General features: G+C 49.6%; 23 protein-coding genes and 1 tRNA gene. 7 read left to right on the forward strand and 17 right to left on the reverse strand.

The genetic code is table 11. The features are described 5' to 3' along the window. Positions 1-57: 57 nt before the first annotated feature. Positions 58-990, reverse strand: a complete 933-nt coding sequence (gene prmB / locus BSPA111_RS04940) for a 50S ribosomal protein L3 N(5)-glutamine methyltransferase (protein WP_183270050.1) — start codon at positions 988-990, stop codon at positions 58-60. A 171-nt stretch (positions 991-1,161) separates the two neighbouring features. On the opposite strand from prmB, the gene smrB reads away from it, so the two are divergent. Further along, the gene (gene smrB, locus BSPA111_RS04945) at positions 1,162-1,713 is read left to right on the forward strand and encodes an endonuclease SmrB (RefSeq protein WP_183270051.1); all 552 of its coding nucleotides are present in this window, start codon (positions 1,162-1,164) and stop codon (positions 1,711-1,713) included. 168 nt (positions 1,714-1,881) lie between these two features. On the opposite strand, the gene sixA is transcribed toward smrB, so the two are convergent. From sixA to BSPA111_RS04965, 4 genes are all read right to left on the reverse strand, one after another. Further along, positions 1,882-2,370 carry a phosphohistidine phosphatase SixA gene (gene sixA, locus BSPA111_RS04950; RefSeq protein ID WP_183270052.1) on the reverse strand — a complete coding sequence of 163 codons (489 nt, stop codon included), beginning with the start codon at positions 2,368-2,370 and terminating at the stop codon, positions 1,882-1,884. Positions 2,371-2,615: 245 nt separating this feature from the next. Further along, on the reverse strand, positions 2,616-4,739 hold the full coding sequence (gene fadJ, locus BSPA111_RS04955) for a fatty acid oxidation complex subunit alpha FadJ (protein WP_183270053.1): 2,124 nt from the start codon (positions 4,737-4,739) through the stop codon (positions 2,616-2,618). After that, positions 4,739-6,049, reverse strand: coding sequence for an acetyl-CoA C-acyltransferase FadI (fadI, locus tag BSPA111_RS04960; protein ID WP_183270054.1), 1,311 nt, complete (start codon positions 6,047-6,049; stop codon positions 4,739-4,741). Before fadI ends, fadJ begins: the two co-directional genes overlap by 1 nt. A 325-nt stretch (positions 6,050-6,374) precedes the next feature. Then, positions 6,375-6,659, reverse strand: a complete 285-nt coding sequence (locus tag BSPA111_RS04965) for a YfcZ/YiiS family protein (RefSeq protein WP_183270055.1) — start codon at positions 6,657-6,659, stop codon at positions 6,375-6,377. A 498-nt stretch (positions 6,660-7,157) separates the two neighbouring features. Here BSPA111_RS04965 and fadL point away from each other — a divergent pair, with 498 nt between their 5' ends. Continuing rightward, a complete protein-coding gene (gene fadL / locus BSPA111_RS04970; RefSeq protein ID WP_183270056.1) occupies positions 7,158-8,480 on the forward strand; it encodes a long-chain fatty acid transporter FadL in 1,323 nt (440 codons plus the stop codon). 198 nt (positions 8,481-8,678) lie between these two features. Here the strand turns inward: fadL and BSPA111_RS04975 are convergent, their stop codons facing one another. Next, entirely contained in the window at positions 8,679-9,365 is a 687-nt protein-coding gene (locus BSPA111_RS04975; protein ID WP_183270057.1) for a GntR family transcriptional regulator, read from the reverse strand. A 68-nt stretch (positions 9,366-9,433) separates the two neighbouring features. Next, entirely contained in the window at positions 9,434-11,344 is a 1,911-nt protein-coding gene (locus BSPA111_RS04980; RefSeq protein WP_183270058.1) for a fructose-specific PTS transporter subunit EIIC, read from the reverse strand. A gap of 246 nt (positions 11,345-11,590) precedes the next feature. Here BSPA111_RS04980 and BSPA111_RS04985 point away from each other — a divergent pair, with 246 nt between their 5' ends. Continuing rightward, positions 11,591-13,876, forward strand: a complete 2,286-nt coding sequence (locus tag BSPA111_RS04985) for a pyruvate formate lyase family protein (protein WP_183270059.1) — start codon at positions 11,591-11,593, stop codon at positions 13,874-13,876. A 23-nt stretch (positions 13,877-13,899) separates the two neighbouring features. Further along, positions 13,900-14,799, forward strand: coding sequence for a glycyl-radical enzyme activating protein (locus tag BSPA111_RS04990; protein ID WP_183270060.1), 900 nt, complete (start codon positions 13,900-13,902; stop codon positions 14,797-14,799). Positions 14,800-14,982: 183 nt separating this feature from the next. On the opposite strand, the gene mlaA is transcribed toward BSPA111_RS04990, so the two are convergent. The 9 genes from mlaA to ccmA all read right to left on the reverse strand — a co-directional run bounded on the left by mlaA (position 14,983) and on the right by ccmA (position 22,101). Then, positions 14,983-15,741 carry a phospholipid-binding lipoprotein MlaA gene (mlaA, locus tag BSPA111_RS04995; RefSeq protein ID WP_183270061.1) on the reverse strand — a complete coding sequence of 253 codons (759 nt, stop codon included), beginning with the start codon at positions 15,739-15,741 and terminating at the stop codon, positions 14,983-14,985. Positions 15,742-15,754: 13 nt separating this feature from the next. Continuing rightward, on the reverse strand, positions 15,755-16,837 hold the full coding sequence (locus BSPA111_RS05000) for a cytochrome c-type biogenesis protein CcmH (protein WP_183270062.1): 1,083 nt from the start codon (positions 16,835-16,837) through the stop codon (positions 15,755-15,757). After that, positions 16,834-17,391, reverse strand: a complete 558-nt coding sequence (dsbE, locus tag BSPA111_RS05005) for a thiol:disulfide interchange protein DsbE (RefSeq protein ID WP_183270063.1) — start codon at positions 17,389-17,391, stop codon at positions 16,834-16,836. Before dsbE ends, BSPA111_RS05000 begins: the two co-directional genes overlap by 4 nt. Beyond that, positions 17,388-19,340, reverse strand: coding sequence for a heme lyase CcmF/NrfE family subunit (locus BSPA111_RS05010; RefSeq protein WP_183270064.1), 1,953 nt, complete (start codon positions 19,338-19,340; stop codon positions 17,388-17,390). Before BSPA111_RS05010 ends, dsbE begins: the two co-directional genes overlap by 4 nt. Continuing rightward, positions 19,337-19,816: a cytochrome c maturation protein CcmE gene (ccmE, locus tag BSPA111_RS05015; RefSeq protein WP_183270065.1), complete on the reverse strand. Its 480-nt coding sequence runs from the start codon at positions 19,814-19,816 to the stop codon at positions 19,337-19,339. The genes BSPA111_RS05010 and ccmE overlap by 4 nt, the downstream gene beginning before the upstream one ends. Further along, on the reverse strand, positions 19,813-20,025 hold the full coding sequence (gene ccmD, locus BSPA111_RS05020; protein WP_183270066.1) for a heme exporter protein CcmD: 213 nt from the start codon (positions 20,023-20,025) through the stop codon (positions 19,813-19,815). Before ccmD ends, ccmE begins: the two co-directional genes overlap by 4 nt. Continuing rightward, positions 20,022-20,759, reverse strand: coding sequence for a heme ABC transporter permease (locus tag BSPA111_RS05025; protein WP_183270067.1), 738 nt, complete (start codon positions 20,757-20,759; stop codon positions 20,022-20,024). The genes ccmD and BSPA111_RS05025 overlap by 4 nt, the downstream gene beginning before the upstream one ends. 77 nt (positions 20,760-20,836) lie before the next feature. Further along, positions 20,837-21,496, reverse strand: a complete 660-nt coding sequence (gene ccmB / locus BSPA111_RS05030) for a heme exporter protein CcmB (RefSeq protein WP_183270068.1) — start codon at positions 21,494-21,496, stop codon at positions 20,837-20,839. Beyond that, complete coding sequence (gene ccmA, locus BSPA111_RS05035) at positions 21,493-22,101, reverse strand: cytochrome c biogenesis heme-transporting ATPase CcmA (protein ID WP_183270069.1); 609 nt, start codon at positions 22,099-22,101, stop codon at positions 21,493-21,495. Before ccmA ends, ccmB begins: the two co-directional genes overlap by 4 nt. Before the next feature lie 206 nt (positions 22,102-22,307). Here ccmA and BSPA111_RS05040 point away from each other — a divergent pair, with 206 nt between their 5' ends. From BSPA111_RS05040 to BSPA111_RS05050, 3 genes are all read left to right on the forward strand, one after another. After that, positions 22,308-23,243: a formate/nitrite transporter family protein gene (locus BSPA111_RS05040; RefSeq protein WP_183270070.1), complete on the forward strand. Its 936-nt coding sequence runs from the start codon at positions 22,308-22,310 to the stop codon at positions 23,241-23,243. A gap of 257 nt (positions 23,244-23,500) precedes the next feature. After that, positions 23,501-23,575 (forward strand) — tRNA-Arg (locus BSPA111_RS05045). A gap of 160 nt (positions 23,576-23,735) precedes the next feature. Next, entirely contained in the window at positions 23,736-24,902 is a 1,167-nt protein-coding gene (locus BSPA111_RS05050; RefSeq protein WP_183270293.1) for a tyrosine-type recombinase/integrase, read from the forward strand. 26 nt (positions 24,903-24,928) lie between these two features. Here BSPA111_RS05050 and BSPA111_RS05055 read toward each other — a convergent pair whose 3' ends face one another. Beyond that, entirely contained in the window at positions 24,929-26,485 is a 1,557-nt protein-coding gene (locus tag BSPA111_RS05055) for a DUF262 domain-containing protein (protein WP_183270071.1), read from the reverse strand. Positions 26,486-26,627 lie beyond the last annotated feature (142 nt).

Below are 26,627 nucleotides of genomic sequence, written 5' to 3' on the forward strand. Positions count from 1 at the left end.
CGTTTTTCGTTGTGTTGTGAGCAAAAGAAGACGGGCCTGAAGGCCCGCCTGTACTGATCAATCTTTATAGATGCTGAAGTGTTCACGCGCATCGATCAATTGCGCTTTGGTCAGCATAAATACGCCGTCGCCGCCGTTGTCAAACTCAAGCCAGGTGAACGGCACATCCGGGTACTGATCCATCAGATGTACCATGCTGTTCCCGACTTCACAAATCAGGACGCCACCATCAGCGAGGTAGTCTGGAGCACATGCCAGAATACGACGCGCCAGTTTCAGACCATCGCTACCCGCAGCCAGACCCAGCTCAGGTTCGAAGCGGAATTCGCCCGGCAGATCAGACATATCTTCTGCATCCACATACGGGGGATTAGTCACGATAATGTCGTACTGAACTTTTGGCAGGTCGCGGAACAGGTCGGAACGAATTGGGGTTACTTGATTTTCCAGACCGTGCTCAGCAATGTTTTGCTCGGCAACAGCCAATGCATCAAGAGAAATATCGACCGCATCGACTTCTGCATTCTGGAATTCGTAAGCGCAAGCGATGGCAATACAGCCGCTGCCGGTACACATATCAAGAATATGCAGCGGTTCCTGGTCGAACAGACCCGCAAAGCGGTTAGTGATAAGCTCACCAATCGGGGAACGCGGCACCAGCACACGTTCATCGACATAAAATTCGTGACCGCAGAACCAGGCTTTGTTGGTGAGATAAGCTACCGGGATACGCTCATTTACACGGCGAATAACGCGTTCAACGATACGATGGCGTTCGCTTGGCGTCAGGCGCGCCGTACGCATATCTTCAGGAATATCCAGCGGCAGATAGAGGCTTGGCAGCACTAACTGAACGGCTTCGTCCCACGGATTATCGGTGCCGTGTCCATACCAGATGTTGGCGGCGCTAAAACGACTTACTGCCCAGCGCAGCATATCCTGAATGGTGTGCAGTTCATTCACTGCCTCATCGGCGAAAATTTTATCCACGTTGCCCTCCGCAGGCCGTTCACGCTAATTCAATAATCGATTAGTTTGCCATGAAGACCGCGACAAATCAGCATTTCAATTACTGTCACTGCGGGGAAAGTTCCGTTTTATTTAGTGATGGACGGCAAACCAGGTAAACTGGCGACAAAACGAATGCGAGACAAGAAAAAGATGAAAAAGAAAACTCCGCTCAGCGTTGATGATCAGAACCTTTTCCGTGATTTGATGAGCGGCACGAAAAAATTGACTCAGGACACCATTGTTCATCGCCCGATGCGCAAGAAAGTCCAGGAAGTCCCGGTGAAACGGCTGTTACAAGAGCAAGCCGATGCCAGCCATTATTTTTCCGATGAATTCCAGCCACGGTTGGCAACGGAAGGTCCGACGCGATATGTGCGCGAGGACGTCAGCCATTTTGAGCTTAAAAAAATTCGTCGAGGTGATTATTCGCCAGAACTTTTCCTCGATTTGCATGGCCTGACGCAGCTGCAAGCGAAACAGGAATTAGGGGCGTTGATCGCGGCCTGTCGTCGTGAACATGTATTTTGTGCAAGCGTCATGCATGGGCATGGAAAACACATTCTGAAGCAGCAAACGCCGCTGTGGTTGGCGCAACATCCACATGTCATGGCATTTCACCAGGCGCCGAAAGAGTACGGCGGTGATTCTGCATTGTTGGTGTTGATTGAAATAGAAGAGTGGCTGCCGCCGGAATTACCGTAGCACTGAGCTGCCTGATGCCCTCACCCCGCCCCTCTCCCACAGGGAGAGGGAGAAAACGCCAGATACCTTCACCCGCGGGTAGAGGGAGAAAACGCCAGATACCTCGACCGTCGCCACAAACAGAAAGAGCCGCTTATCGCGGCTCTTTTTACTTCATGCTTACGGCTTTCAGATAGCTTTAGCTATCTTCAAATTGCACGGACTCATCTGCCAGTTGAACACACCTTTCCCGGTTTCGGGATCAAGTGTGACATTGGCAATAGCTGAGGTACTGAACATCGGAGGTGTCTCTTGTGGACAGAGCTCAGACACCAGGTAACCGACCAACGGCAAGTGGGAAATCACCAATGCCGATTCAACGCCTTCATTTGCCAGGGCTTGCAGGTAATCACCCACCAGTCCCACATCGCCGCACGGCGTCAATTCCGGCAGAATGTCTTCTTTACCTGGAAGAATCAGTGCTTCCCGCACAACATCCAGGGTTTGTTCGGCTCGCAGGTAAGGGCTCACCAGAACACGTTCGATATCCGCTACTTGACCTTTCAACCAAGTCGCCATTACTCGGGATTCATCACAACCACACTGGGTGAGTGGACGTACCGAGTCGCTGGCGGCATCGAGTGCTGCGTCGCCGTGACGCATGATAAAAACTTGCATATTGCACCGCTTTTGTTAACCAGGAATGCTTGAATTCCCCTGAAACTTGAGAGGAGAAATTCAGCAGCCGGGCATTGTGCCTTATCCGTACATCGAATGAAACGCTGTTTTTTACCTCAATGGTGCAAGTATAGTCAATCACTGGTTACCAAATGACCGACCAGCATCCATTCACCGAGCTCACTCCTCGCCCTAAGAGCGAGTTAAAACTCATGATTCTTTGACTACAGTTTCATCTTTGGGGTTCAGTTTCCCCAAAAATTTCGTTGTTCTTCCACCATTTGTAAAAGCCTGTCACAAGGAGCAAAACGCTCCCCATAACGACTTGCCAGGCGTTGCAATTGTGCGACGACTTCACCCGCCCCCTGTGAATCCATATAGCGGAACGGGCCACCGAGGAACGGTGGGAAACCAATACCGAATACGCCGCCGATGTCACCATCGCGAGCGCTGCGAACAACGCCCTCATCCAGACAGCGAGCTGCCTCATTGAGCATCATCATCACACAGCGTTGAGCTATCTCTTTTTCAGTAAGCTGCCCTTTCGGCGAAACGCCCAGCAGCGTATAGATTGCAGGATCAACCTGCTTTTTGCTTCTACTCCCTTTCCCAGGATAAAGATAGAAACCCCGCCCATTTTTTCTACCTTTGCGATCGTCGTTCAATATTGCTGCAATACTTTGCGGTGCGGCAAAACGATCGCCGTAAGCACGCTGAAGTATAGGACTAATTTTAGTCCCCACATCGATTCCCACCTCATCCAAAAGTTGGATTGGGCCGACCGGAAAACCAAACGCCACCAGCGCATTATCAATTTTATCGACAGGTTCCCCTTCTACCAGGCAACGCATCGCTTCGTTAACGTAAGGCGCCAGAATTCGGTTGACGTAAAAACCCGCGCTGTCGCCCACCACAATCGGTGTTTTACCCTGTTTTTTAGCCAGAGCGACCGTCGTGGAAATGGTTTCCGCACTGGTTCCGGCATGCGGGATAACCTCAACTAACGGCATTTTATCGACCGGGCTGAAGTAATGCAGACCGATAACCTGCTCAGGTCTTGCGGCGTTTGCCGCAATATCGGCAATAGGCAACGAAGACGTGTTCGACGCAAAAATGGTATGGGGTGCCGCATGTTGTTCAATTTCCGCGACCATCTTTTGCTTGAGTGCGAGATCTTCAAAAACCGCTTCCACGACGATGTCACGATGATGGAAACCACGGTAATCCGTACCACCGGAGATAAGCGCCATTTCACGCTGGCGTTCGCCCGCTTTCATATGGCGGCGGCGCACTTTTTTATCCAGCAAGTCCCAGCTGTATTTCAACGCATGGTTAATGCCGTCGTTGTTAATATCTTTGATTCGCACGGGTAATTTGCCTTTGGTCGCCGTGACAAACGCAATACCTCCGCCCATCAACCCGCCACCCAGCACACCCACTGCGTTTATTGGACGCGGTTGTGCATCCGCACCATGTTCTTTTTTAAGCTCAGTACTGGCAAAGAATAACCCCCGCAAAGCGGCGGATTGTGGAGTCATCGCCAGTTCACCAAAGGCTTTCGCCTCTGATTCGTAACCGCTAAAACTCCCCTGACCCAGACCCACTTTCATCACTTCGATAATGCGCTGCGTGGCAGGATAATTACCGCGCGTTTTTTGCTCGGTTTTCTTACTTACAATGCTAAACAGTAAAGAACGTCCTAGTGGCCCCGCCAGGATGCGTTCCCGAACCGGCAATATTCGGGATGGCTGGCGGCCTTTTGCCACCAGCTCAATGGCTGCTGCCAATAAAATCGAATGCGGCACCACTTCATCTACCAGCCCAAGTTTTAATGCCTGGCGCGGACGTAATTGTTTGCCCGTCAGGATCATATCCAGCGCATTGCTGACCCCAATCAAACGCGGCAAACGTTGTGTCCCACCCGATCCCGGCAGCAAACCCAGTTGCACTTCAGGCAAGCCGAGTTTGGTTTTTTCATCATCGGTACAAACACGCGCATGGCATGCCAGCGCCAATTCCAACCCACCACCAAGACATGCTCCGTGAATTGCCGCCACCACCGGAATGGGTAAAGCTGCAATTTCTGCCATGATTTGCTGGCCCTGGTGCGCGAGAGTTTGCGCCTCAAGTGTCGTCTGGCAGTTAGCAATCATGTTGATATCGGCACCCGCAATGAAGTTGTCCGGTTTGCCAGAGATAAAGATCACCCCTTGCAGCGCGGAGTTATCGCGAATTTGCTTGATGATACCGTGCACTTCCGGGCCGAAAGAGGCTTTCAGCGTATTCATCTTTTCGCCCGGAACATCAATAGTCACTACCGCGATATTGTCGAGGCGGATATGTAAGTTGAAAGCAGAAGTCTGTTCCATTATTCGGCCTCCAGAACCATGGCAGCACCCAATCCACCCGCCGCGCAGGCGGTGACTAAACCCAATCCACCACCGCGACGACGCAGTTCATGCAGCGTTTGCGTGATCATTCGCGCACCGGTCGCAGCAAACGGGTGGCCGTAAGCAATCGAGCCGCCTAATACGTTGAATTTCGAATCATCCACTTCACCCGTAGCATGGGCGCGGCCTAACACATCGCGAGCAAAACGTTCACTGGCGAGCATTTTCAGGTTAGCCAGCGTTTGCGCAGCAAATGCTTCATGCATATCGAATAAGGTCAGGTCATTCAATGTGATGCCTGCTCTTTCTAACGCCAGAGGTGTCGCCCAGGCCGGGCCAAGAAGCATATCTTGCCAAACATCAACGGCGGTGAAAGCGTAACTGCGCAAGTATCCCAGTGGCTTCAAACCCAATTCTTTCGCACGGGATTCTGTCATTAAAATAACCGCAGCGGCCCCATCGGTTAACGGGGTGCTGTTGGCGGCAGTGACGGTGCCGTGTTTGCGGTCAAACGCAGGGCGCAGCTTCGCATAGTCGGCAATCGACGAGTTCTGGCGAACGTTATTATCTTCGCTGAAAGGTTGGCGGTAAGGAGGAATAAAGGCAGTCATCACTTCCTCAGCCAGTTTGCCTTCTTGCCAGGCAATCGCCGCTTTAGTGTGAGAGCGATGCGCCAACGCATCTTGCTGTTCACGCGTGATACCGTGGGTTTTCGCCATTTGTTCCGCCGTATCGCCCATCCGCAAACCGGTGGAGTATTCCGCTACGGCTGGCGGCACGGGCAATAAATCGCGCGGACGAAGTTGTGAAAAGAGCTTTAACTTTTGCCCAAGCGTACGGGCTTTATTCGCATCGACAAGTACGCGCCCCAGCTTTTTACTTACGCCAATGGGCAAAACGGATGAGGAGTCTGCCCCTCCCGCTATCCCTGCGCGGATTGTCCCCGCCATTAAGCTTTCGGCTACGTTCGCCACCGCCTGGAAGCTGGTCGCACATGCACGGCTGACACTATAGGCGTCGGTGTGCACACTCATCCCAGTGCCAAGTACAATTTCACGGGCAATATTGGGCGCTTCCGGCATCTGGACAACCTGTCCGAAAACCAATTGCTCAATGATTTCTGGGGGAATTTCGCTACGGGCCAATAATTCGCTGACCACCATGTTGCCAAGATCGACGGCAGGTATACCGTGAAATGCCGTAGCCTGACGGGCAAACGGTGTGCGTAAACCACTGATGATGGCGATGCGGTCACCCTGACGGGTGACCAGCGGAAGTGCCTGACTCATAACGCTCCCCTGTTCTTCTCAGAATACTTCAAGTTGTGGGGGGGTTGGCTGCACTCACAAACTCCAGTCACTTACTTTAGTAAGCTCCTGAAGATTTGCTCCTTTGCCGCCTACCCACAACTCGAATTATTTTGGGAATAAAATTGTAAACGACCAGTAGTGGTCTGACCTGATCACAGTTTTAACTAAAAAGTTACAATCAGCCAACCAGGGGACGAAAGAATTGGGAGGGGGGACACGCTTTGAGTGAAGTAAATGGGAATAGATGCCCTCACCCCAACCCTCTCCCCCTGGAGAGGGAGAAGGCCAGGAGAAGGGATAAAAATTAACGCAGGCCCAGCTGGAAGATCATGGTTTCAGCCTGGCAGCTGAAGATGAAATCAATATCCAGACGAACACCTTCAGCTTCTTCAGTAAACGTCGGAACGATTTGGCAAGGTTCATTTTCTACTTCACGAGCTTTTGCGCTCAACGCTGCCAGAGTTTCTTCAGCTTCTGCTTTGGTAGCGAATACGCGGCTGTAGGTCGCTGTGCAGTCAGTATTATCAATGATAGAACCGACATCAATACAGCAGCAAACCGGGGTTTCATCAGCAGTGTTTTTACTCATTTATGATTTCCTCTGTATTTCAATCCGAAGGGCCTTCCTCTAAATAATTCAAGTTGCAGGAAGGCGGCCAGAGAACTCATCCCGATGAGCTTACATAAGTAAGTGATTCGGGGGAGTGAACGCAGCCAACGCACATGCAGCTCGAAGTATGACGAGGAATAAAAAATTCTTGGTTATTTTACGCTCTCCGTTGAACCGACTCCAGTCGTTAATCTTGCCAAAATCTGCAAGTGACCCAAATCACACTTAAAAATGATCTAAAACAAGATTCACCCATTTTGCTTAGTGACGCTTTCCTCGATTTTGCCAGGCAGATCTCGTTTCGACGATCAAATTTGAAAATTTTCAGATACAAACTTGCAACATACCATCTGGTCAGACCTATACTCTCGCAACTGGTCTGCTTTCTCTGTAACAGATCAGCCCCTACTATTCGCGCTCCTGTTACGGTGTGTAACAATGTTTGTATAAAAATAAATCTATTATGAGGTTTTGGTCATGAGCCAGAAAAACCTGTTTACAAAGTCAGCCCTCGCGGTTGCAGTGGCAATAGTCTCATCGCAGGCGTACTCGGCCGGCTTTCAATTAAACGAGTTCTCTTCCTCAGGCCTAGGCCGAGCTTATTCCGGGGAAGGCGCAATCGCAGACGATGCGGGTAACGTCAGCCGTAACCCGGCGTTAATCACCATGTTTGACCGCCCAACCTTCTCTGGCGGTGCGGTGTTTATTGACCCGGATGTGAATATTGCTGGCACATCCCCAACGGGCCGTAGCACTGATGCTAATAACATCGCGCCGACCGCCTGGGTTCCAAACTTCCACTTTGTTGCACCCATTAATGAACAATTTGGTTGGGGAGCATCTGTTACATCTAACTACGGTTTAGCAACAGAATTTACTGACGATTACACCGCAGGCTCAATGGGCGGCAAAACCGACCTGACGACGATGAACCTGAACCTGAGCGGTGCATATCGTTTAAACAGCAACTGGAGCTTTGGTCTTGGCTTTGATGCTGTTTACGCTAAAGCGAAAATCGAGCGTTACGCAGGTGATCTTGGTCAAATTGTCGCAGGCTCTGGTGCATTGCCTCCTTCCCTGGCAGGCCCTGTTTCCCGCATTCCTTCCGACACTCAAATCGCGCACCTGAAAGGTGATGAGTGGGGTTACGGTTGGAACGCCGGTATCCTTTATGAAATCAATAAAGATAACCGCTACAGCTTAACCTACCGTTCCGAAATCAAAATCGACTTCGACGGCGACTATAAGAGCAATTTACCTTCCGCTTACAACCCGTTGTTGTCTAAATTTGGCTTACCTGCAGGTACCAATGGGCAAACCGTTCCAGGTTCTCTGACCCTGAACTTGCCAGAAATGTGGGAACTGTCCGGTTATAACAAAGTTGATCCACAGTGGGCGATTCACTACAGCATTGCTTACACCAGCTGGAGTCAGTTCCAGGAGCTGAAAGCAACTGGCAGCAACGGCCAGACCCTGTTCTATAAAGATGAAAGCTTTAAAGATGCGTACCGTATTGCTTTAGGTACCACCTACTATATGGATAAGAACTGGACCTTCCGTACTGGTATCGCATTTGACGATAGCCCGGTTCCTGGGGATCACCGTTCCATTTCTATCCCGGATCAGGACCGCTTCTGGCTGAGTGCAGGTACCACTTACGCCTTTAACGAAGATGCGTCTGTCGATGTGGGTGTCTCCTACATGCACGGCCAGCACGTTGAGTTCAAAGAAGGTCCCTATACCTTCCAGTCTGATGGTAAAGCGTGGCTGTACGGCATGAACTTTAACTATGCATTCTGATAGTTAAAGGCTCACAAAAAAGGCGAAACCATGGTTTCGCCTTTTTTAATGCCCGTAACACAAATATATACTCTAAATAATTCGAGTTGCAGGAAGGCGGCAAACAAATGAATCCCCAGGAGCTTACTGTAGTAAGTGACTGGGGTGAATGAGAGCAGCCAACGCACATGCAACTTGAAGTATGACGAATAATGCCAGTTAACGCATCGAAACGGTCGTAACCTCATTAGAAAGCAACGTTTCCAGGGTGTACTGCGCCATTTGCCCGCTTTGTAAAAACACTTTATGACGAATAGAAAGGCAAATCCGCCCTTCTTGCGTGCGCAGCAGCCAGGCTTCTTCCTGATTCAGTGCTTTTCCGGAAAGTGTTTTAACATCGTGGCTGATAGCTAACCCGCACGTCCGTTCAATATATTGCAGCACTGAATGGCTACAATCTTCGCGGGTAAATTCAGGGAAAAGTGAACTCGGCATCCAGGTTTCTTCGATAATCGCGGGTTGCTCATTAATGATGCGCATTCGACGGTAATGAATCAGCAAACTGCCTGGCGGCTGGGGAAAGTAGTCTGCCAACTCCCCTTCAGCCTGCTGAGTATCAAAAAGTAGCACCACGTTATCCAGTTTCTGGTCGCTTTGAATGCGTTCAGAAATCGATATCACGCTGTTGTCCTGGTAAAACTCAGGGGGATTCACAAAAATACCGGCCCCCTGCCGGGTATGCACAAAAGATTCACGCTTGAGTCTGGCAATCGCTTTTTGAATTGTCGGACGGCTAACCTGATAAAACTGTGCCAGAGCGTGTTCACCTTCCAGCGGCGCATAAGGAAGATAGTTGCCTTTAATTATCTTCTCTTTTAACAAATGATAAATATCGATGTATTTCATGCGCATTCCGGGGAATAAAGCTCGTAACGGAGCCTGAGAATAAGGCTCCGCCGTCGCCAGATTGACTTTCAGGCGACATCCATAACCGCGTGTTGACGGTTGCGCATCATTTTAAAACGTTTCAGGGCAATAGCAATCGTCGCGGTAGAAACCACACCGGCAGCCATTGCAACCAGCGCCAACAACGGCTTGTCGAATCCGCCCAGCAGGACAATGATTGGCCCGCCATGTGCCACGTTACAATGCAGACTAAAGATGAAGCCCAGACAGCAAGCTACCGCAGAGCCAATCATGTTTGCAGGGATCACAGCAAAGGGATCACGCGCGGCAAAAGGAATCGCGCCTTCAGAAATCCCTACCAACCCCATCGCGGCAGCGGCTTTGCCATTCTCATATTCTTCATCATCAAACAGCCCAAAGCGTCTGCCCATAAATGCAGCCAGCGCCATGCCTAAAGGTGCAACAGGAATCGCCACAGCCTGAGCCCCCATAAACTGCGTTTGCCCTTGGGCAATCAACCCCACGCTGAACATAAACACGACTTTACCGAATGGTCCGCCCATATCGAACCCCTGCATCAACCCCATCACAATACCGATAACGATAACGTTGCCTGTAGAGAGATTCGCCAGCATGTGGTTAAGCGCCGTCATCAAATCAGCAATGGGAGCGCCAATGACAAACATAAAGATTGCAGCGATAAACAGCGTACCGGCGATGGGTGCAATCATAATGGGCACCAACGGCTGGACCATTTTTGAGTAGTTAAAATGCGTCAACCATTTCACGAAGTAGCCGACGAGCAGCCCCGCAACAATGGCACCAATAAATCCGGTGCCTGCACTGGCATCGTAGAAAGAACCATTGTTCGCAATCCAGCCGCCAATCAATCCAGGAGCCAACCCCGGCCGGTCAGCAATAGCATAGGCAATGTAACCAGATAGAATCGGGATCATCAGCGTAAAGCCAACCACGCCAACGCTCAGTACTTTGTTCCACAAGCTATCAACAGGAATACTTAGCCCCTGCTCGGTCGGTACCCCACCCAATGCCAGGGATAACGCAATTAACAAACCGCCGACCACCACAAAGGGGATCATGTATGACACCCCGTTCATCAGTGACTTATACAGCATTGAACCTGACGAAGTCGTCGAAGCCGGTTTTGCCTTACTGCTGCTTGCCACCTGGTAGAGCGGTGCCGAAAGCGCTTGTTCAATTAAGCCTGTAGCGCCTTTAATCGCCGATTTCACACCGCAGATAACCACTTTCTTTCCGGCAAAACGGTCGAGATCGACTTGCTTATCACAAGCCACCACCACCGCATCTGCCCGGGCAATTTCTTCAGCTGTGGGTGAATCCTTAACGCCAATAGAGCCGTTGGTCTCCACTTTCACTTCATAACCCATCTCTCTGGCGGCTTTAACGATAGCTTCCGCAGCCAGGTAAGTGTGCGCCACGCCAACCGGACAGCCGGTGACGCCAAGAATCAACCCCTTATCCTGCCTGACTTCTCGGTTGTCATCTTCGGGCGAGGCTTGCGCCGTGAACAACGCTAACACTTCCTCCTGTGAGGTTGCCTGTAATAGCGTTTCCATAAAGCCGTCTTCGATAAGACGTGAGGAGAGCTGGGCAAGGATCTCGATATGCAAATTGGACGCGTTATGCGGAGAAGCGATCATCAAGAAAACGTGCGAGGGCTTTCCATCTTCAGCACCATATTCAATCCCTTGTGGGCTGATCCCCACGACGACTGCGGCCTGTTTCACCACCGGGCTTTTAGCATGCGGGATAGCCACACCGCCTTCAAATCCGGTATTTCCCGTATCTTCACGATCCCAAACATCCGCGACAAATTGTGAAATATCAGTGATATGGCCCGCCTGCCACAGTAATTCAGCCATCTCGTGGAAGACCTGATGTTTTTCGCGGGCGTTCAGATTCAAGCAGATAAGCTCTTTGCTTAATAAGCCATTCATTTCTTTTCCCTCACAAATATGTAATTACAAGTTTGGAGAAAAATAGAAACAATCACGATCGCGGGTATTGATAAAAATCATATAAACCGTGTGATGACGCCCCCTTCACCAAGAGGTGTGAAGGCAATCACAAAGGGATCCATGTGTAAATTATCGGGCATGTGATGAAAGTAAGATCCCGATCTCAGTTTTAAATTTGTAATTACAACTTAATAATAGAAACCCAGAAATCAGTAAGGAAAAATTATGAGCGCTCCCGTTATCGCCGAGCAGGTTGACGTCAACAAGAAGATCCCCTGCGAGAAAACGCCTGTCGAACAACTTGCTGTTATGGAGGCCTACACTCTGGCGCATCGCAGCGAAAGCTCGCCGTTAATACGTGAAGTAAAATGCCTGCAAGCCTTGTATCCAACCCTCTTTCGCAGTATTCAACCGGAAGACAAAATCATTGGTCGCCTGGATGTACTGCCGATTGGATTTGGTTGCGTCACGTCCGTTGGCGGTGTGGGGCATTACTGTAACTTCAGCAAACTGGCAGAATTTAAATCCTCGCTCCCTGAAGGTCTTCATCACCGAATTGATGCCCTGCTTGATTACTGGCACACCCATGACACGCGATCGATCTACTTCCGCCAAACGCTCAAAGACGACACGCTGGGCAAATTTGTCGATGTTAATTATCCGGCGATTGCCACAGCCCGCCTTAGCGGCATGTACCTTGACTACAATTTGCTGATTGATCTTGGGCTGACAGGCTTAAGAGAGAAAATCCAGCACAAGCTTGATGCGGCCATTGCGCGTGAGGATGAGCAGACAATCACGCTTCATCAAGCGTTCCTCGGTATGTTGAGCATTGTCGTCACCGTGATTGACCGCCATATCCAACTCGCGGCAAACGAACTGGAAACCACGCCAGACCTGGCACGCAAACAACATCTTTCCACTTTAATTGATGCACTCATGCACATCCGCACGCAGAAACCAGAAACCTTCCTGCAAGGTATTCAACTGAGCTGGCTGTATAGCCTGTGTGCCGGTGTGGTGAACTACGGGCGCATGGATGACTATCTGGGTGCACTATTGGTCCATGATTTAAACGCCGGGTTGCTTACTGAAAGGGAAGCGATTGATTATATTCGTTCCCATTACCGACTCATTGAAGCACGTAAAACCACGGTCAATGGTCGTGTCATTGTTGGCGGTCGCGGGCGTCGTCAACCGGAACATGCCGATGTTTACTGCCGCCTCGCCATTCAGGCTGTGCAGGAAAACCAGGATACAGAACCCCAGTTCACCTTGCGTATTTACCAGGGAATGAACCCAGCCATTTATCAGCAAGCATTGGACGTGATTGGCACCGGTATCACCTACCCGATTTTGTATAACGACGATGTCAATATTCCGGCAGTCATGCACTCCATGCAGGTTAGCGAGGAAGATGCAGAGCAGTACGTGCCCTTTGGCTGTGGTGAGTTTGTGCTGTCGGGGCGCAGCGTGGGTACGCCAAATACCTGCATGAACGTGCTGAAAATTCTCAATATTGCGTTGACCGGCGGCATCGACTTTTGGGATGGGAAAAACAAAAGTGGCGGTGTGGTGCTGAAAACACCACAACAAATCAGCAGCTTTGACGATGTGATGAGCAACTATAAAAACCTGCTCAACTACTACATCGCCATCACCGCAAAAGCCCAGGCCTCTTCGTATAGAGTAATGAATCAACAGGTCGGTTTTCTGCTGACCAGTTTGCTCACCAGTGATTGCATTGAGCGGGAAAAAACATTGCTTAACGGTGGCGCTTATCGTCTTGGCGGCACCAACGAAACTTACGGGAATACCAACGCCTCAGACTCCCTTGCTGCCATTAAAAAAGTCATCTTTGAGCAGCAAAAGTACGATTACGCCACGCTGATTGAAGCGCTAAAAGTGGATTTTGTTGACCATGAAAAAATGCGCAACGACCTGATTAACGCGCCAAAATTCGGTAACGATGACGGCTACGCTGACGAAATTGCCGTAGAGATGCACGAGTATATTTGCAATGGCGTACGTGATGCCGCGCAGCAGGTTGGGCTCGACAGCTACCTTGTGGTGATTATCAATAATCAGGTTAATACCGAGTGGGGCCGAGCCACCAGCGCGTCAGCAGACGGTCGTCAATGTGGCGTTTACATGAGTAATGCCAACAACCCGCAAAGTGGTGCCGATAAAAATGGCCCAACAGCCATGCTGAATTCATTGGTGAAACTGGACGCTAAGTATCACGCCGGTTCAGTGCAAAACATCAAGTTCAGCAAAACTTTGTTTAATACCCGTCGCCCGCTGGTCAATGCGTTAATGGAAGGCTACTTCGAGCAAGGTGGGCCGCAACTCATGGTGAGCGTGGTGGGCAAAGGCGAGCTGGAAGCGGCTTATCAGCATCCGGAAAACTATCCCAACCTGATAGTTCGGGTCGGTGGGTTTAGTGCCCGCTTTGTGAACTTAGACCGTGATGTACAACTGGAGATCCTTAACCGTACGCTGAACGATTAATGCCAAATACCAGGGAAATCATCATGAAAACAACAGGCATCGTCTTTGATATTCAGAAGTTTTGCATCAATGACGGCCCCGGCGTGCGAACCACCGTGTTTCTCAAAGGCTGCCAAATGCGCTGCCTTTGGTGCCACAACCCGGAATCGATGAGCCAGCGCAAGCAACTGTCGTTCAATGCAGATAAATGCCTGAACTGCCAGGCGTGCGCCCAGGTCTGTGCTCACCATCGCTTTGTCGATGGGATACACCAAATCGATTTCGCTGCTTGTGATGGCTGTGGAAAGTGCGTTGAGGTATGCCCGGCACAGGCGCTGAAAATCTACGGTGAAGAGGTCACTGCTGAGCAGATTGTTCAGGAAGTGCTGAAAGATAAAATCTATTTTGCTAAAACCGGTGGAGGGATAACCCTCTCCGGTGGCGAAGCGCTTCATCAGTTTACTTTCGCACTGGAACTTGCCCGCCTTAGCAAGCAGGCAGGTTTGCATGTATGCCTGGAAACCAATGGCGCATCAAAAAGCGAGCATTATCAGCAAATCGCCCCTTTTGTGGATTGCTTCCTGGTGGATTACAAAGCCACAGGCGACAAACTGCACAAAACCCTGACCGGTTTAAGCCGTCGGCTGGTAGACCAAAATATGGCGCTGTTACATCAGCTCGGTTGTCCTGTGATTCTGCGATGCCCGTTAATCCCAGGCTATAACCTGAGTCTTGAACATTTTCAGGCAATAGGCGAAATGGTAGAGCGTTTTGACAACATCTTGCATGTCGAGATCCTGCCCTATCATAATTTTGGTGCCCGAAAAGCGCGTGAAATTGGCGAGATTTATACGGTAGATAGTGAAATGCCAGATGAGGCGACGATTCAACTTTGGATTACGGCGCTGAGTCGCAACGGTAAAATCAAAGTGGTTCATGCCTGATTCGCTAAAAACAAAATGCCGCTCATTGAGGCTTCAATGAACGGCATTAAACTTTATACCCTAAATAATTCGAGTTGCTTGAAGGCGGCAAAGCCGTAAATCCCCAGGAGCTTACTCCAGTAAGTGACTGGGGTGAGCGGGTGCAGCCAACGCATAAGCAACTTGAAGAATGACGGGTATCGCTTACTGAGAGTCGATATCTTTCAAATCATCCTGAATAGACTCGGCATTCGGGTTCTCTTGTGGAGTGAGTTTCCCGCCGTTTGCCTGGAAATCATGGCGTTGGAAGTAAGCTTCACGCACCAAAATATACGGGTCTGAAGATTGTTTCAGCAAGCCTTCAGAATCCAGCAATTGCGCACGCGTTTCGATACCTTCCAGCGTCCATTTGCCCAGTGACATCCACCAGGTTAGCCAGGAAAGTGGGGCATACAAATCGTCTACTAACTCACCACCATCTTCACGAAGCGTGAAGCTACCGTAGGCAGGTAAATGCACATATGGACCATAGCCCACGCCATAATGCCCAAGTGTGGTACCAAAACGGTTTGGCTCAAGACGTTGTAATTTCTGATTTGCCATCCCTGCCACATCAATGAAACCACCCATACCCAATAAGCTATTCAGGAAGAAACGGGTGAAATGCACCATCCCCTGATACGGGTCGCCCTGGATAAAGTTGTTCACCATAGAAGCAGGTTCTTCTAGGTTACTGGTGAAGTTGCTCAGCCCATTACGTGCCGGTTGCGGTACGTAATCACGCCACACCACAGCAACCGGGCGCACAACATACGGATCCAACACATTGAAGTTGAAATCGTACATAGCGCGGTTGAACCCTTCCAGCGGGTCCGAACGCCCTTGCGGTTGTGTATCGGCCGAACTCGCACAGCCCACTAAAACAGTAGCGGCCAGTACTAACCCGGTCAGGCGGAAATTCATATATCTCTCCCTGTTATTTTTGCTCTACGCTCTCAGGTTTGGTGTTATTCATCCCAGCTTGCGCTGCCTTTGCCTGTTCGATGCTTCTTTGCACCACGGCCCGACGCTGATCGTTTGCTGGTAGAACTTGCAACATGATTTGCCATGCACCAATCGCTTCGCGGTACTGTTGTTGTTCAAATGCATTAAATGCCAACAGGCTTAATACACGAACATTCGTATGGTCCGTTTTGAGGAGCTCTCTTAACAGATTACCACCCAGTTGGTTATCTTGCGGATCTCCACTGCGGGTCAATACTTCAGCATAGCCCAGCTTTACATTACTGTCGGAGGGCGACAGTTTAAACGCATGTGCAAAGGCTTGAGTAGCAATTGTTGCATTATTCAGAACCATACCTATTCGCCCGAGCATCATCCAGCCCTCAATATTGTCAGGTTCATATTGCAACTGTGTCCGTAAACCAAGGCCAAGATTGGCCATTTCCGGCATATCCAATGGTTTTGCTTGCGGATCTAATGCGCGTTTTAACAATTGAGGAGTCTGATTTGAGACTTTTTGCCAGGCCTGCACTTGCTTGATGTCCGAGGTTTTCAGATATACGCCCACGCTCACCACAATCAACACCACCGCCCCTGGGGCGAAAAACCAGAAGTGTGCCTTTTTGGTAATAACTGGAGATGCTTCACTTTCCGGCTCGTCAGTAAAATGTACGCGCCGTTTGCGGCTACGCATCACAATCACTCCCGCACCACCAAGAATAAACAGCACGGGGAGCACCCACAAAATAAGGGTGGCAGGAGTCATCGGCGGTTCATAAGTCACGAAATTACCGTAGCGGTCGACCATATAGTCGATAATTTGCTGTTTGGTTTTCCCCTGCTGTTGCAGCTCATAGACTTTCAGACGCATGTCAGAGGCAATCATCGCATTGGAATCTGCAATGCTGTTGTTCTGGCATTTCGGGCAGCGCAGTTGTTCAGTCAACTGACGAAATTGCTGCTCCTGCGCTTCGTCTTTGAACTGAAAGGTATCTATTGCCGCCAGAACATTAAACGAGAACAGGAATGCGACGATCAGTAGCCATCCGCGTTTCATGCGCCAGCCTCCTTGTTGTACTTATCCCACAGCGGTTTGATTTCTTGCTGCCAGACGCGATCGTTAAGATCGCCCGCATGGCGGTAGCGAATGATCCCTTTACCGTCGATCAGGAAGGTTTCCGGTGCGCCGTACACGCCCAGATCCAAGCCCAACATACCGTTGCCATCAAACAGGCTCAGCGCGTAAGGATTACCTAGCTCATTGAGCCAGTTAATCGCTTTCTGACGATCATCTTTATAGTTCATGCCGACCACGCGAACGCCCTGGGCTTTCAGCCCGTTAAGATACTGATGCTCGGCCCTGCAGGTTGGGCACCAGGTCGCCCAGACGTTGAGCAACAACGGTTTGCCGTCGTTAAGCACAGCCTGGTCATAAATCTTGCCGGGGTTTTCCAGCGACTCGAGACGAAACACCGGAACCGGCTTCCCAACTAATGCCGATTCAAGATTGGTCGGGTCATCGCCCTGCGCATTACGCGCCAGTTGCCACAGCAGCATCGCCGCCAGCAATAAAAACAGAACTAGCGGGATAAATAAGACTTTGCGATTCATGCGGCCTCCGGCATGTGTTTACGCTGGCGGTAACGCGGGTCAAACAAACAGAACAGCCCACCGATGGTCATCAGGATGCCCCCCACCCAAATCCAGCGAACAAAAGGTTTGTAATAGAGGCGCACCGCCCAACTTCCGTCATCTAATTCCTCACCCAGTGCCGCATAGAGGTCGCGCGTTACGCCACCATCAATGGCTGCTTCGGTCATCATCGCGCGGTTACTGTTGTAGAAACGCTTCTCAGCATGCAGCGTGGCTTCGTGTTTGCCGTTGCGCGTGACGTCGATAATCCCCACGCCACCACGGTAGTTAGGGCCATTCAGGTCGTGAACATCGCGGAACACAAAGTGATACTGGTGGATGTCGATGCTATCGCCCGCTTTCATCCGCACGTCACGCTCAATGCTGTAATTCTGGCTAAAGGCGATGCCGACAACCGTCACGGCCAGTCCCAAATGCCCGAACACCATGCCCCAATGGCTGCGCGGCAATGTCCATAATCCTTTGAGAAGGCCGTGGCGATGGGTTGCACGTTCGTAGACTTCCATAACTGCCAACACAAACACCCACACCGCCATCAGCAAACCGACCACCGTCATCGCTTCGATGCGGTCTTGCATTAACCATGGCAACAACAGTGAAAGCACGACGGTGATCGCCAGCGCGATCGCCAGGCGTTTCACTAATTTTCGCGACTCATCGCGGCGCCAGCGCACCAATGGGCCAATCCCCATCAGTAAGGCAAAAGGTGCCATCAATGCGGTAAACATGGTGTTGAAGAACGGTTCGCCGATAGAAATACTGCCCAACCCAAGTTGCTTGTGGACCAGCGGAAGTAACGTCCCCAGTAACACCACCAGCATCGCGGCAATCAACAGCACGTTATTACCGAGCAAAAATGATTCCCGGGACCACAAACTATTCCCGACGCGTGAGCGGACTTTGCTTCCTTTCACCGCATAAAGCAGCAGCGAACCGCCAATCACAATCACCAGGAAGGCGAGGATAAACATCCCGCGTGCCGGGTCAGACGCAAATGAATGCACCGAAACCAACACGCCCGAGCGCACCAGGAAAGTCCCCAACAAGCACAGCGAGAATGCGGTGATTGCCAGCAACACCGTCCAGGCTTTAAAGCTGCCGCGCTTTTCTGTCACTGAAAGCGAGTGGATCAGCGCCGTTCCCGCAAGCCACGGCATAAACGACGCGTTTTCTACCGGGTCCCAGAACCACCAGCCGCCCCAACCTAACTCGTAATAAGCCCAGGCCGATCCCAAAACGATACCGATAGTTAAAAATGACCAGGCGGCTAACGTCCACGGACGCGTCCAACGCGCCCAGGCAGAATCGAGTTTCCCGGCCATGAGTGCTGCGATAGAAAAAGCAAAGGCCACGGAAAAACCGACATACCCCATATACAGCAACGGCGGGTGGAAAATCAGCCCGATGTCTTGCAACAGAGGATTCAGATCGCGCCCTTCAATAGGGAAGTCAGGCAGCGTGCGGGTAAAAGGGTTGGAGGTGAAAATGATAAACAGCAGAAAGCCGAAATTAATCATCCCCATGACGGCCAGAACTCGCGCCACCGCATCTTGCGGCATACTACGGCTGAACAACGCTACCGCAAAAGTCCATGCGCTCAACAACAAAACCCACAGTAGCAAGGAGCCTTCGTGAGCCCCCCAGGTCGCCGCAACGCGATACCAGACTGGCAGCTCGGAGTTTGAGTTATTCGCCACATACAGCACGGTAAAATCGTTAACGACAAACGCATTCACCAACACTAAGAAACTTGCACACAGCGTGATAAATAGCGCCCATGCCAGCGGACGGGCAGAGGCCATTAATCGCGAGTCATTGCGTTTCACGCCCCACAACGGATAGACACTGAGTAACAATGACCAGCCAAGCGCCAGACACAGCAAAAAACTGCCAATTTCAGGCATCATGAGGCGTTATCCTTATAAGCCTGCGGGGCGCGTTGGTGATTTTTATCCATCGCTTCTTTGACTTCCGGCGGCGTGTAATTTTCATCATGCTTCGCCAGTACTTCTTTCGCTTCAACTCGGTTTCCCGAAGCGAAGACACCTTGTGCTACGACACCCTGCCCTTCACGGAAAAGGTCCGGCAAAATGCCGACGTAACTGACATCAACCACGCCGCTGGCATCATAGATTTTGAACGTGACTTTCAACGTTTGGTTATCACGCTTCACGCTGCCCGGCTGAACCATACCGCCCACCCGCAAACGTTGCCCCACTTCGGGTACCTGGTGGCTCTCACCTTTGCCATACAGGATTTCGCTCGGCGTATAGAACAGGTCGATATTGCTACGCAGCGCGTACAGTACCAACGTGATTGTCAGCCCCAACCCAACCAGCACCGCAAGTGCCAGGTAGAGCCGATTTTTACGGCGAATGTTCATTCAGTTCCCTCTGCTCGTTGTGCTGCCTGGATACGCTTTTCCCGTGCTTGTTGGCGACTGACAGAATTTAAAATGGTGTGGCGCTGCATGCGGGTATGAACCACTAACAGCAGCAATGGAATGAACGTCAGCGCGACGGCAAGCCAGACGTAAAACGCATAGCCGCCCATAGCAAAAAAATCACCCCAGTTTAAAAATGCGCTTGTCATGCGTTTCTCCCTTTATTCACCAACGCCAAAACCCACGGACGGCGCTGTTCCTGAAGCAGGATGAGGTTACGCAAACGCATCAACGTCAAGGTCACAAACAACATCAGGAAACCGAAAATGGTCAGACGCAACGGCGTGCGCATGGAAGGGTCGATGCTTTGCTGCATATTTGTCGAGCCTTGATGCAGGGTGTTCCACCATTCAACCGAGAAGTGGATAATCGGTAAGTTCACCACACCGACCAGCACCAGAATCCCGGCGGCGCGCCCAGCCAGACGACGGTCGTCAAAAGCGTTATAAAGCGCAATCACGCCGATGTAGAGAAACAGCAGCACCAGTTCGGATGTCAGGCGTGCATCCCACACCCACCAGGTTCCCCACATTGGTTTGCCCCATGCAGAACCGGTCACCAGCGCGATAAAGGTAAACACCGCGCCCACCGGAGCCATCGCCGCCACTGCGAGGTCTGACATTTTCATCTGCCACACCAGGCCAATAAACGCGGCGACGGCCATTGAGCCATAGATCCCCATCGACCAGATCGCCGCCGGGACATGAAGATACATAATGCGATAGCTCTGGCCTTGTTGATAATCTGCGGGCGCAAATCCAAAACCCCAGACACAACCGGCAACCAATAACACGGCACTGATGAGTGCGCACCACGGCACAAAATAACCGCATAGCTGATAAAGCCGCTCGGGTTTAGCGAGCTGATGTAACCATTTCCACATAATTTTTGCTCACAAAATCACGGACGTTTTTCAGTCCCGGGTCGGATATGCAAAACACCACCCGACAATTTTTACTTTTATTGAATACTTACGCGCAGTGCCGCCGCCGTAGCAAACGGGCTTAATGTGGCGCTTGCCGCAAGCATCGCCCCAAGAATTGCCATATAACCGTCAACCGGAAGATGCATGGAAGCGGCATCCATGGCGGCGGTGGCAAAAATTAACAACGGGATAGTCAGCGGCAACACCAGCAGACTCAACAACACGCCGCTGCGCCGCAACCCTACCGTCAGCCCAACGCCTGGTGCGCCCAGGAAACTGAGCGTCGGAGTCCCCAGCAGCAGCGTCATTGCCATCACTTGCCAGCTGTAAAAATCCAACCCTAACAACAGTGCAGCCAGAGGCGAGAGGATCAACAATGGTAATCCCGTGACCACCCAGTGAGCGGTCACTTTCGCTAACACCACCATAGGTAAAGGGATGGGTAGTAACATAAGTTGCTCAAGCGAACCGTCCTGAAAATCATCGCGGAACAATCTGTCCATCGCCAGCAGCGACGCCAGTAAAGCCGCCACCCAAATCACGCCCGGCGCAATGCGTGCCAGCAGCTGTGGCTCTGGGCCAATTCCTAACGGAAACAGCGTGATAACGATAAGAAAGAACCACAACGGATTGGCGATCTCTGCACCTTTGCGCAATACCACGCGTAATTCATGCAGGAAAATTCGGCGCATCATGTCCGTTTCTCCTGTAAATGAATTTGACGCACATTGTCGACTGCCAGTGGCTGATGCGTGGTGAGAACAACCATTCCGCCATTTTCGGTATGGTGCCTGAGTTGACGCGTGAGCTTTTCCACACCGGCTACGTCGATGGCAGTGAAAGGCTCATCCAGAATCCAGAGTTTATGTGTGCTTAACCACAAACGGGCCAGCGCCACACGCCGTTGCTGCCCGGCAGAAAGTTGGTTAACCGGAACATCTTCAAACCCCAGCAATCCCACTTCAGTAAGTGCTTGCCAACGTAGAGATTCCGCACCATGAGCATGATAAAAGCTGAGATTCTCAAAGGCCGTCAGCACCGTTTTGATACCCGGTTGATGCCCCAGCCACAGCAGGTCCTGGTGATACTGATAGCGTGCGCGAGATAACCCTTCCCCTTGCCACTTCACTTCGCCTTCCTCTGCCTGTGCAAGACCCGCCAAAATCCGCAACAGCGACGTTTTCCCGGCTCCATTTTTCCCGGCTATCTGCACCATTTCACCAGGACGGACGTTAAACGACAACTCGCTAAATAACACGCGGTCATCACGTACGCAGGTCAAGTTAATCGCATCAAGCATTTGGGGGAGTCACTCCTTGTCTCGGGATGCAAAATCATAACACATCATAGGCTTTGCTCCAGATTGGCTACTGCAGTTGCGGTACTCCAAAAGAGGTAATCCGCGCACCCAAGATCAATATTAAGTCGAATTAACACACGCCTCGGGGCTCATAGCTAAAAACCGCTACGCTTAAGGGAATAGCAGACACACGAGTAACCCGAAAAATGGATGAATTAAAAGAAGACAAAATCGATAAATCCACCGACGGAATCGAAGTTGAAAGTGATGAGAAAGACCACGGGGAAAAGATAGAGGTCGACGAGGAACGCCTGCCATCGCGGGCAATGGCTATTCACGAACACATCCGTCAGGACGGCGAAAAAGAGCTGGAACGTGATGCGATGGCGTTGTTATGGTCGGCGATTGCGGCGGGTTTATCGATGGGGGCATCGCTACTGGCAAAAGGGGTATTTCACGTCAATCTGGAAGGTGTGCCCGGCAGCTTTTTGCTGGAAAACCTCGGCTATACCTTCGGGTTTATTATCGTCATCATGGCGCGCCAACAGCTTTTCACCGAGAACACCGTGACAGCCGTTCTGCCCATCATGCATAAACCGACCGGGATAAACTTCCTGTTACTACTGCGTTTATGGGGTGTGGTTCTACTGGGTAACGTTATTGGCACCGGCCTCGCAGCCTATGCGTTTGAATACATGCCCATTTTCGATGAGCAAACCCGTGACGCATTTGTCAAAATTGGCATGGATGTGATGAAAAACACCCCGGGTGAGATGTTCGCCAACGCGATTATCTCTGGCTGGATCATCGCCACCATGGTGTGGATGTTCCCCGCTGCGGGTGCGGCAAAAATCGTGGTGATTATCATCATGACGTGGCTGGTCGCGCTGGGGGATTTAACCCATATCGTGGTCGGCTCCGTTGAAATCCTCTACCTGGTCTTTAACGGTACACTCCACTGGAGCGATTTCTTCTGGCCGTTCGCCCTGCCCACGCTTGCAGGCAACATTTGCGGCGGGACGTTTATCTTCGCGTTAATCAGCCACGCGCAAATCCGTAACGATATGAGCAACAAGAAAAAAGCCGAAGCCAAAGCTAAGGCGAAAAAACAAAAGGAAAACGAGGGCGCTAAAAAACAATAACTGGTTACGTTTCAGGCAAACAGCCCGCTTGCCCCTTAACGAAAAGCCAAAAGCGGGTATACTAGCGCCCGCAATACCTAAAGTATTTCGAGTTGCATTGCGGCAGCGACGCAGTGACAAATTCGTCGGGAACGAATTTGACCAGCCAAAGGCTGGCCTTCGGTGAGAGACAGGAGTCTCTCATTAATCCCCTGGAGCTTACACAAGTAAGTGACTGGGTGAGCGAGGAAGGCAACTTGAAAGACGAAAGGTATTGGGTCCTCTTAGTTAAATGGATATAACAAGCCCCTCCTAAGGGCTAGTTGCAGGTTCGATTCCTGCAGGGGACACCATTTACTCTTCCAACGCAGTTCACTCCAGTCTATAAAATCAATAATTTCATATAGATAATCATAAATACCAATCTCATGCAGTCCAATACTTTCCAGTGGAATCTATACACTGTTATGTATAACATTGCGTATAACTTGGTTCGATCTTTTTTCTATACACATGCTGCTATCAGACCTTCAAATCAAACGCGCTAAACCACAAGATAGACCCTACACGCTTAATGATGGCGCGGGCTTATCGCTACTCATTGATACAATTGGCGGGAAAGGATGGCGTTTCCGTTATCGCTTCGCAGGCAAGCCTAAGATGATCTCGTTTGGTATCTATGGAGAAGTGTCGTTAGCAGAAGCCAGAAAAAAGCGTGATGATGCGCGTTCGATGCTAGCCAAAGGGATCAACCCGAGCGAAGCGCGGAAAGCTGACAAAATCGCGTTACGCTTCGCCCATGACAACAACTTTGAAGCGGTGGCCAGAGAATGGCATTCATCTAAAACAACCACCTGGTCAGTTGGCTACGCTAAAGAAGTGCTTAACTGCTTAGAGAAGGATATCTTCCCATATGTTGGTCAACGTCCCATTGAGCAAATTGAACCGCTAGAACTGCTAACAGTGCTTCAGAAGATTGAGAAACGCGGAGCATTAGAACAAACCAGCAAAGTTCGCCGCCGCTGTGGAGAAGTGCTTCGTTACGCCGTTGCCACTGGGCGAGCCAAATACAATTTTGCACCGGATCTGGCCATAGCTTTAAATAAACCCACAACAAATCATTTCCCATTCCTGAGAGAAAGCGAACTCCCTGCTTTCGTTCAAGCTCTGGAAAATTACCAAGGTAGTTTAGTGACAAAGTACGCTACGCAGCTGCTAATGCTTACAGGTGTAAGAACCATCGAATTGCGCGCTGCCGAATGGGCTGAATTTGATATGGAAAATGCCCTTTGGGAGATACCGAAAGAGCGCATGAAAAAACGTCGTTCTCATTTGGTTCCACTATCTACGAAGGTAATCGAGATACTTAAAAAGCTAAAAGTGATCACTGGAACATACACACTCGTTTTCCCTGGGAGAAATGACGTAAGAAAACCAATGAGTGAGGCCAGTATTAATAAAGTTATTAAGATGCTGGGTTATCATGGAAGGCTAACAGGCCATGGTTTCAGGCATACAATGAGCACCATACTGCATGAGCATGGATTTGAGAGCGCATGGATTGAGATGCAACTTGCGCATGTCGATAAGAACTCCATAAGGGGTACTTATAATCATGCACAATATTTAGAATGTAGAAAGGAAATGATGCAATGGTACTCTAACAATTTAACTAATTAGAGTACCATTCAAAGTAGTCTGAAAATTTAATTTTTAACAGATTGATTACAATAAGGATGGGTTAACTGGCAGTTTTCACCGGTACCTACCCCCCCATCTCTGACTCTAGTAATGTGGTCATAAGAAATCGATTTTGCAGAGTCTAAATAGCCATCACAGATTGAACATCTGATTGATGAATAAAGAGCCGCATTAATAAAAACCTTGCTCTTTTGATCATCTGAAAATTTCTTCCCGCTGGAATTTACGTTGCCAGCAACTAATTTACCTTGCAAACCAGCTAAATTTATTAGATCACTCTCACTAACTTCATTACCTAATAGAAGTACTTTAATCAAATCATCTAAAAACTCTTTATACTTAATATCTCTCGTGCGATTGCTATTCTTTTGGATAATCATGGAAATCAATTCTTTATCTTTTACCAAGATATTTTCCAATTGAGATCTAATTGAGGTGAATTTTTTAAAAAATTCTTTATCATTATTTTTCATCTTCTGTGCTATCAGGAATGCTGTTCCCAAAAACATTGGGCCAGTATGCCTTCCAGTTGGCCCATAGAAATAGACTGCTGGATGCAAACCTAAGCTACCATTACCATTACCTGTAATTCTATCCGCCAGATCAATTGCATTCTTTAACGATTCAACAGTCTTTGAACCAAGTTCGTCATCATCTTGGCCATCAAGTGTCTTAGGTTGCCCTTGATTATCTCTATTTGCTATTAGGATAAAATCAATCAATAATTGTATAGCAACTCGAACACCTCTAGCTCCACCTAAAGGTAAATCTAAAGTTTTTACTGGAGTATTTAGATCAGGGTCAAAAAGTATAGAGTGTAATTTGTAAGCCTCTTGCTCTATTTTATCTGAATATTCTTTACTAAATGCCGACCAATAACGATGCCCTTTTCCTGCCCTAATAACTGCTCGCGCGGAAATAGACGTCGGCTTGTGCCTATTTTTAAGCAAGAGCTCTTCAACCTCATCCAGAGGAGTCCCTTGCATATTTATATTAAAAAATGAACTTTCAGCCTTATCTGCATTTCCTTTTACCCACTGAATAGTCAAACCTCTTGTTAGAATATTAGTAATCTTATTCCTTTCTGCTGATGAAATATCCTCATCTGATAACCTTTGCTTGAAGTGAGCCCAACTACCAATACGCTCATTAATCAAGCGACGAGTTTTCTCTGCAATATTTCTTTGTTCCTTTGAAATCTCCGAACCGAAATATTTAATAGAAAGAGGACCATCACCATAATCGTCTTCAATCCAAGCTTTTAGTACGCTTAATCTATGACCACCATCAATCACGAAAATATAGGAACTTTTCCATAGAATAACAGCTGGAATTAAATCACCTGTAACATAGCTTTCAAGCATGGAAACAACTTGATTTGGAGACCAGTGATTGGTTTCTCTCTGGAAATCAGGTTTTCTTAAAATAGCCGTAAAATCATTCAAATCCCTGACAGAAATGCTGTTGATCGTATCAAAAGTGGTTTCATCTTCTACCTCAGTTGCAAAATCAGCACGTTTTATCATTGCATCTAAATTTACTAAAACTGCTTTGCTAGCCATACCATCTCCGTACGTGTACGCCTTTAGTTCGGCATTTTTAAAGAGTAACAAAGGTATGTACTCTTACATCGATAAAGCGAAAATGACTTTAAAATGTATTGCCTTAAACTTCGATAACTTAAGCAAAGACAAAAAGCTCTTT

It is taken from the genome of Buttiauxella sp. A111, assembly GCF_014189855.1.
Classification (GTDB): Bacteria; Pseudomonadota; Gammaproteobacteria; order Enterobacterales; family Enterobacteriaceae; genus Buttiauxella; species Buttiauxella selenatireducens.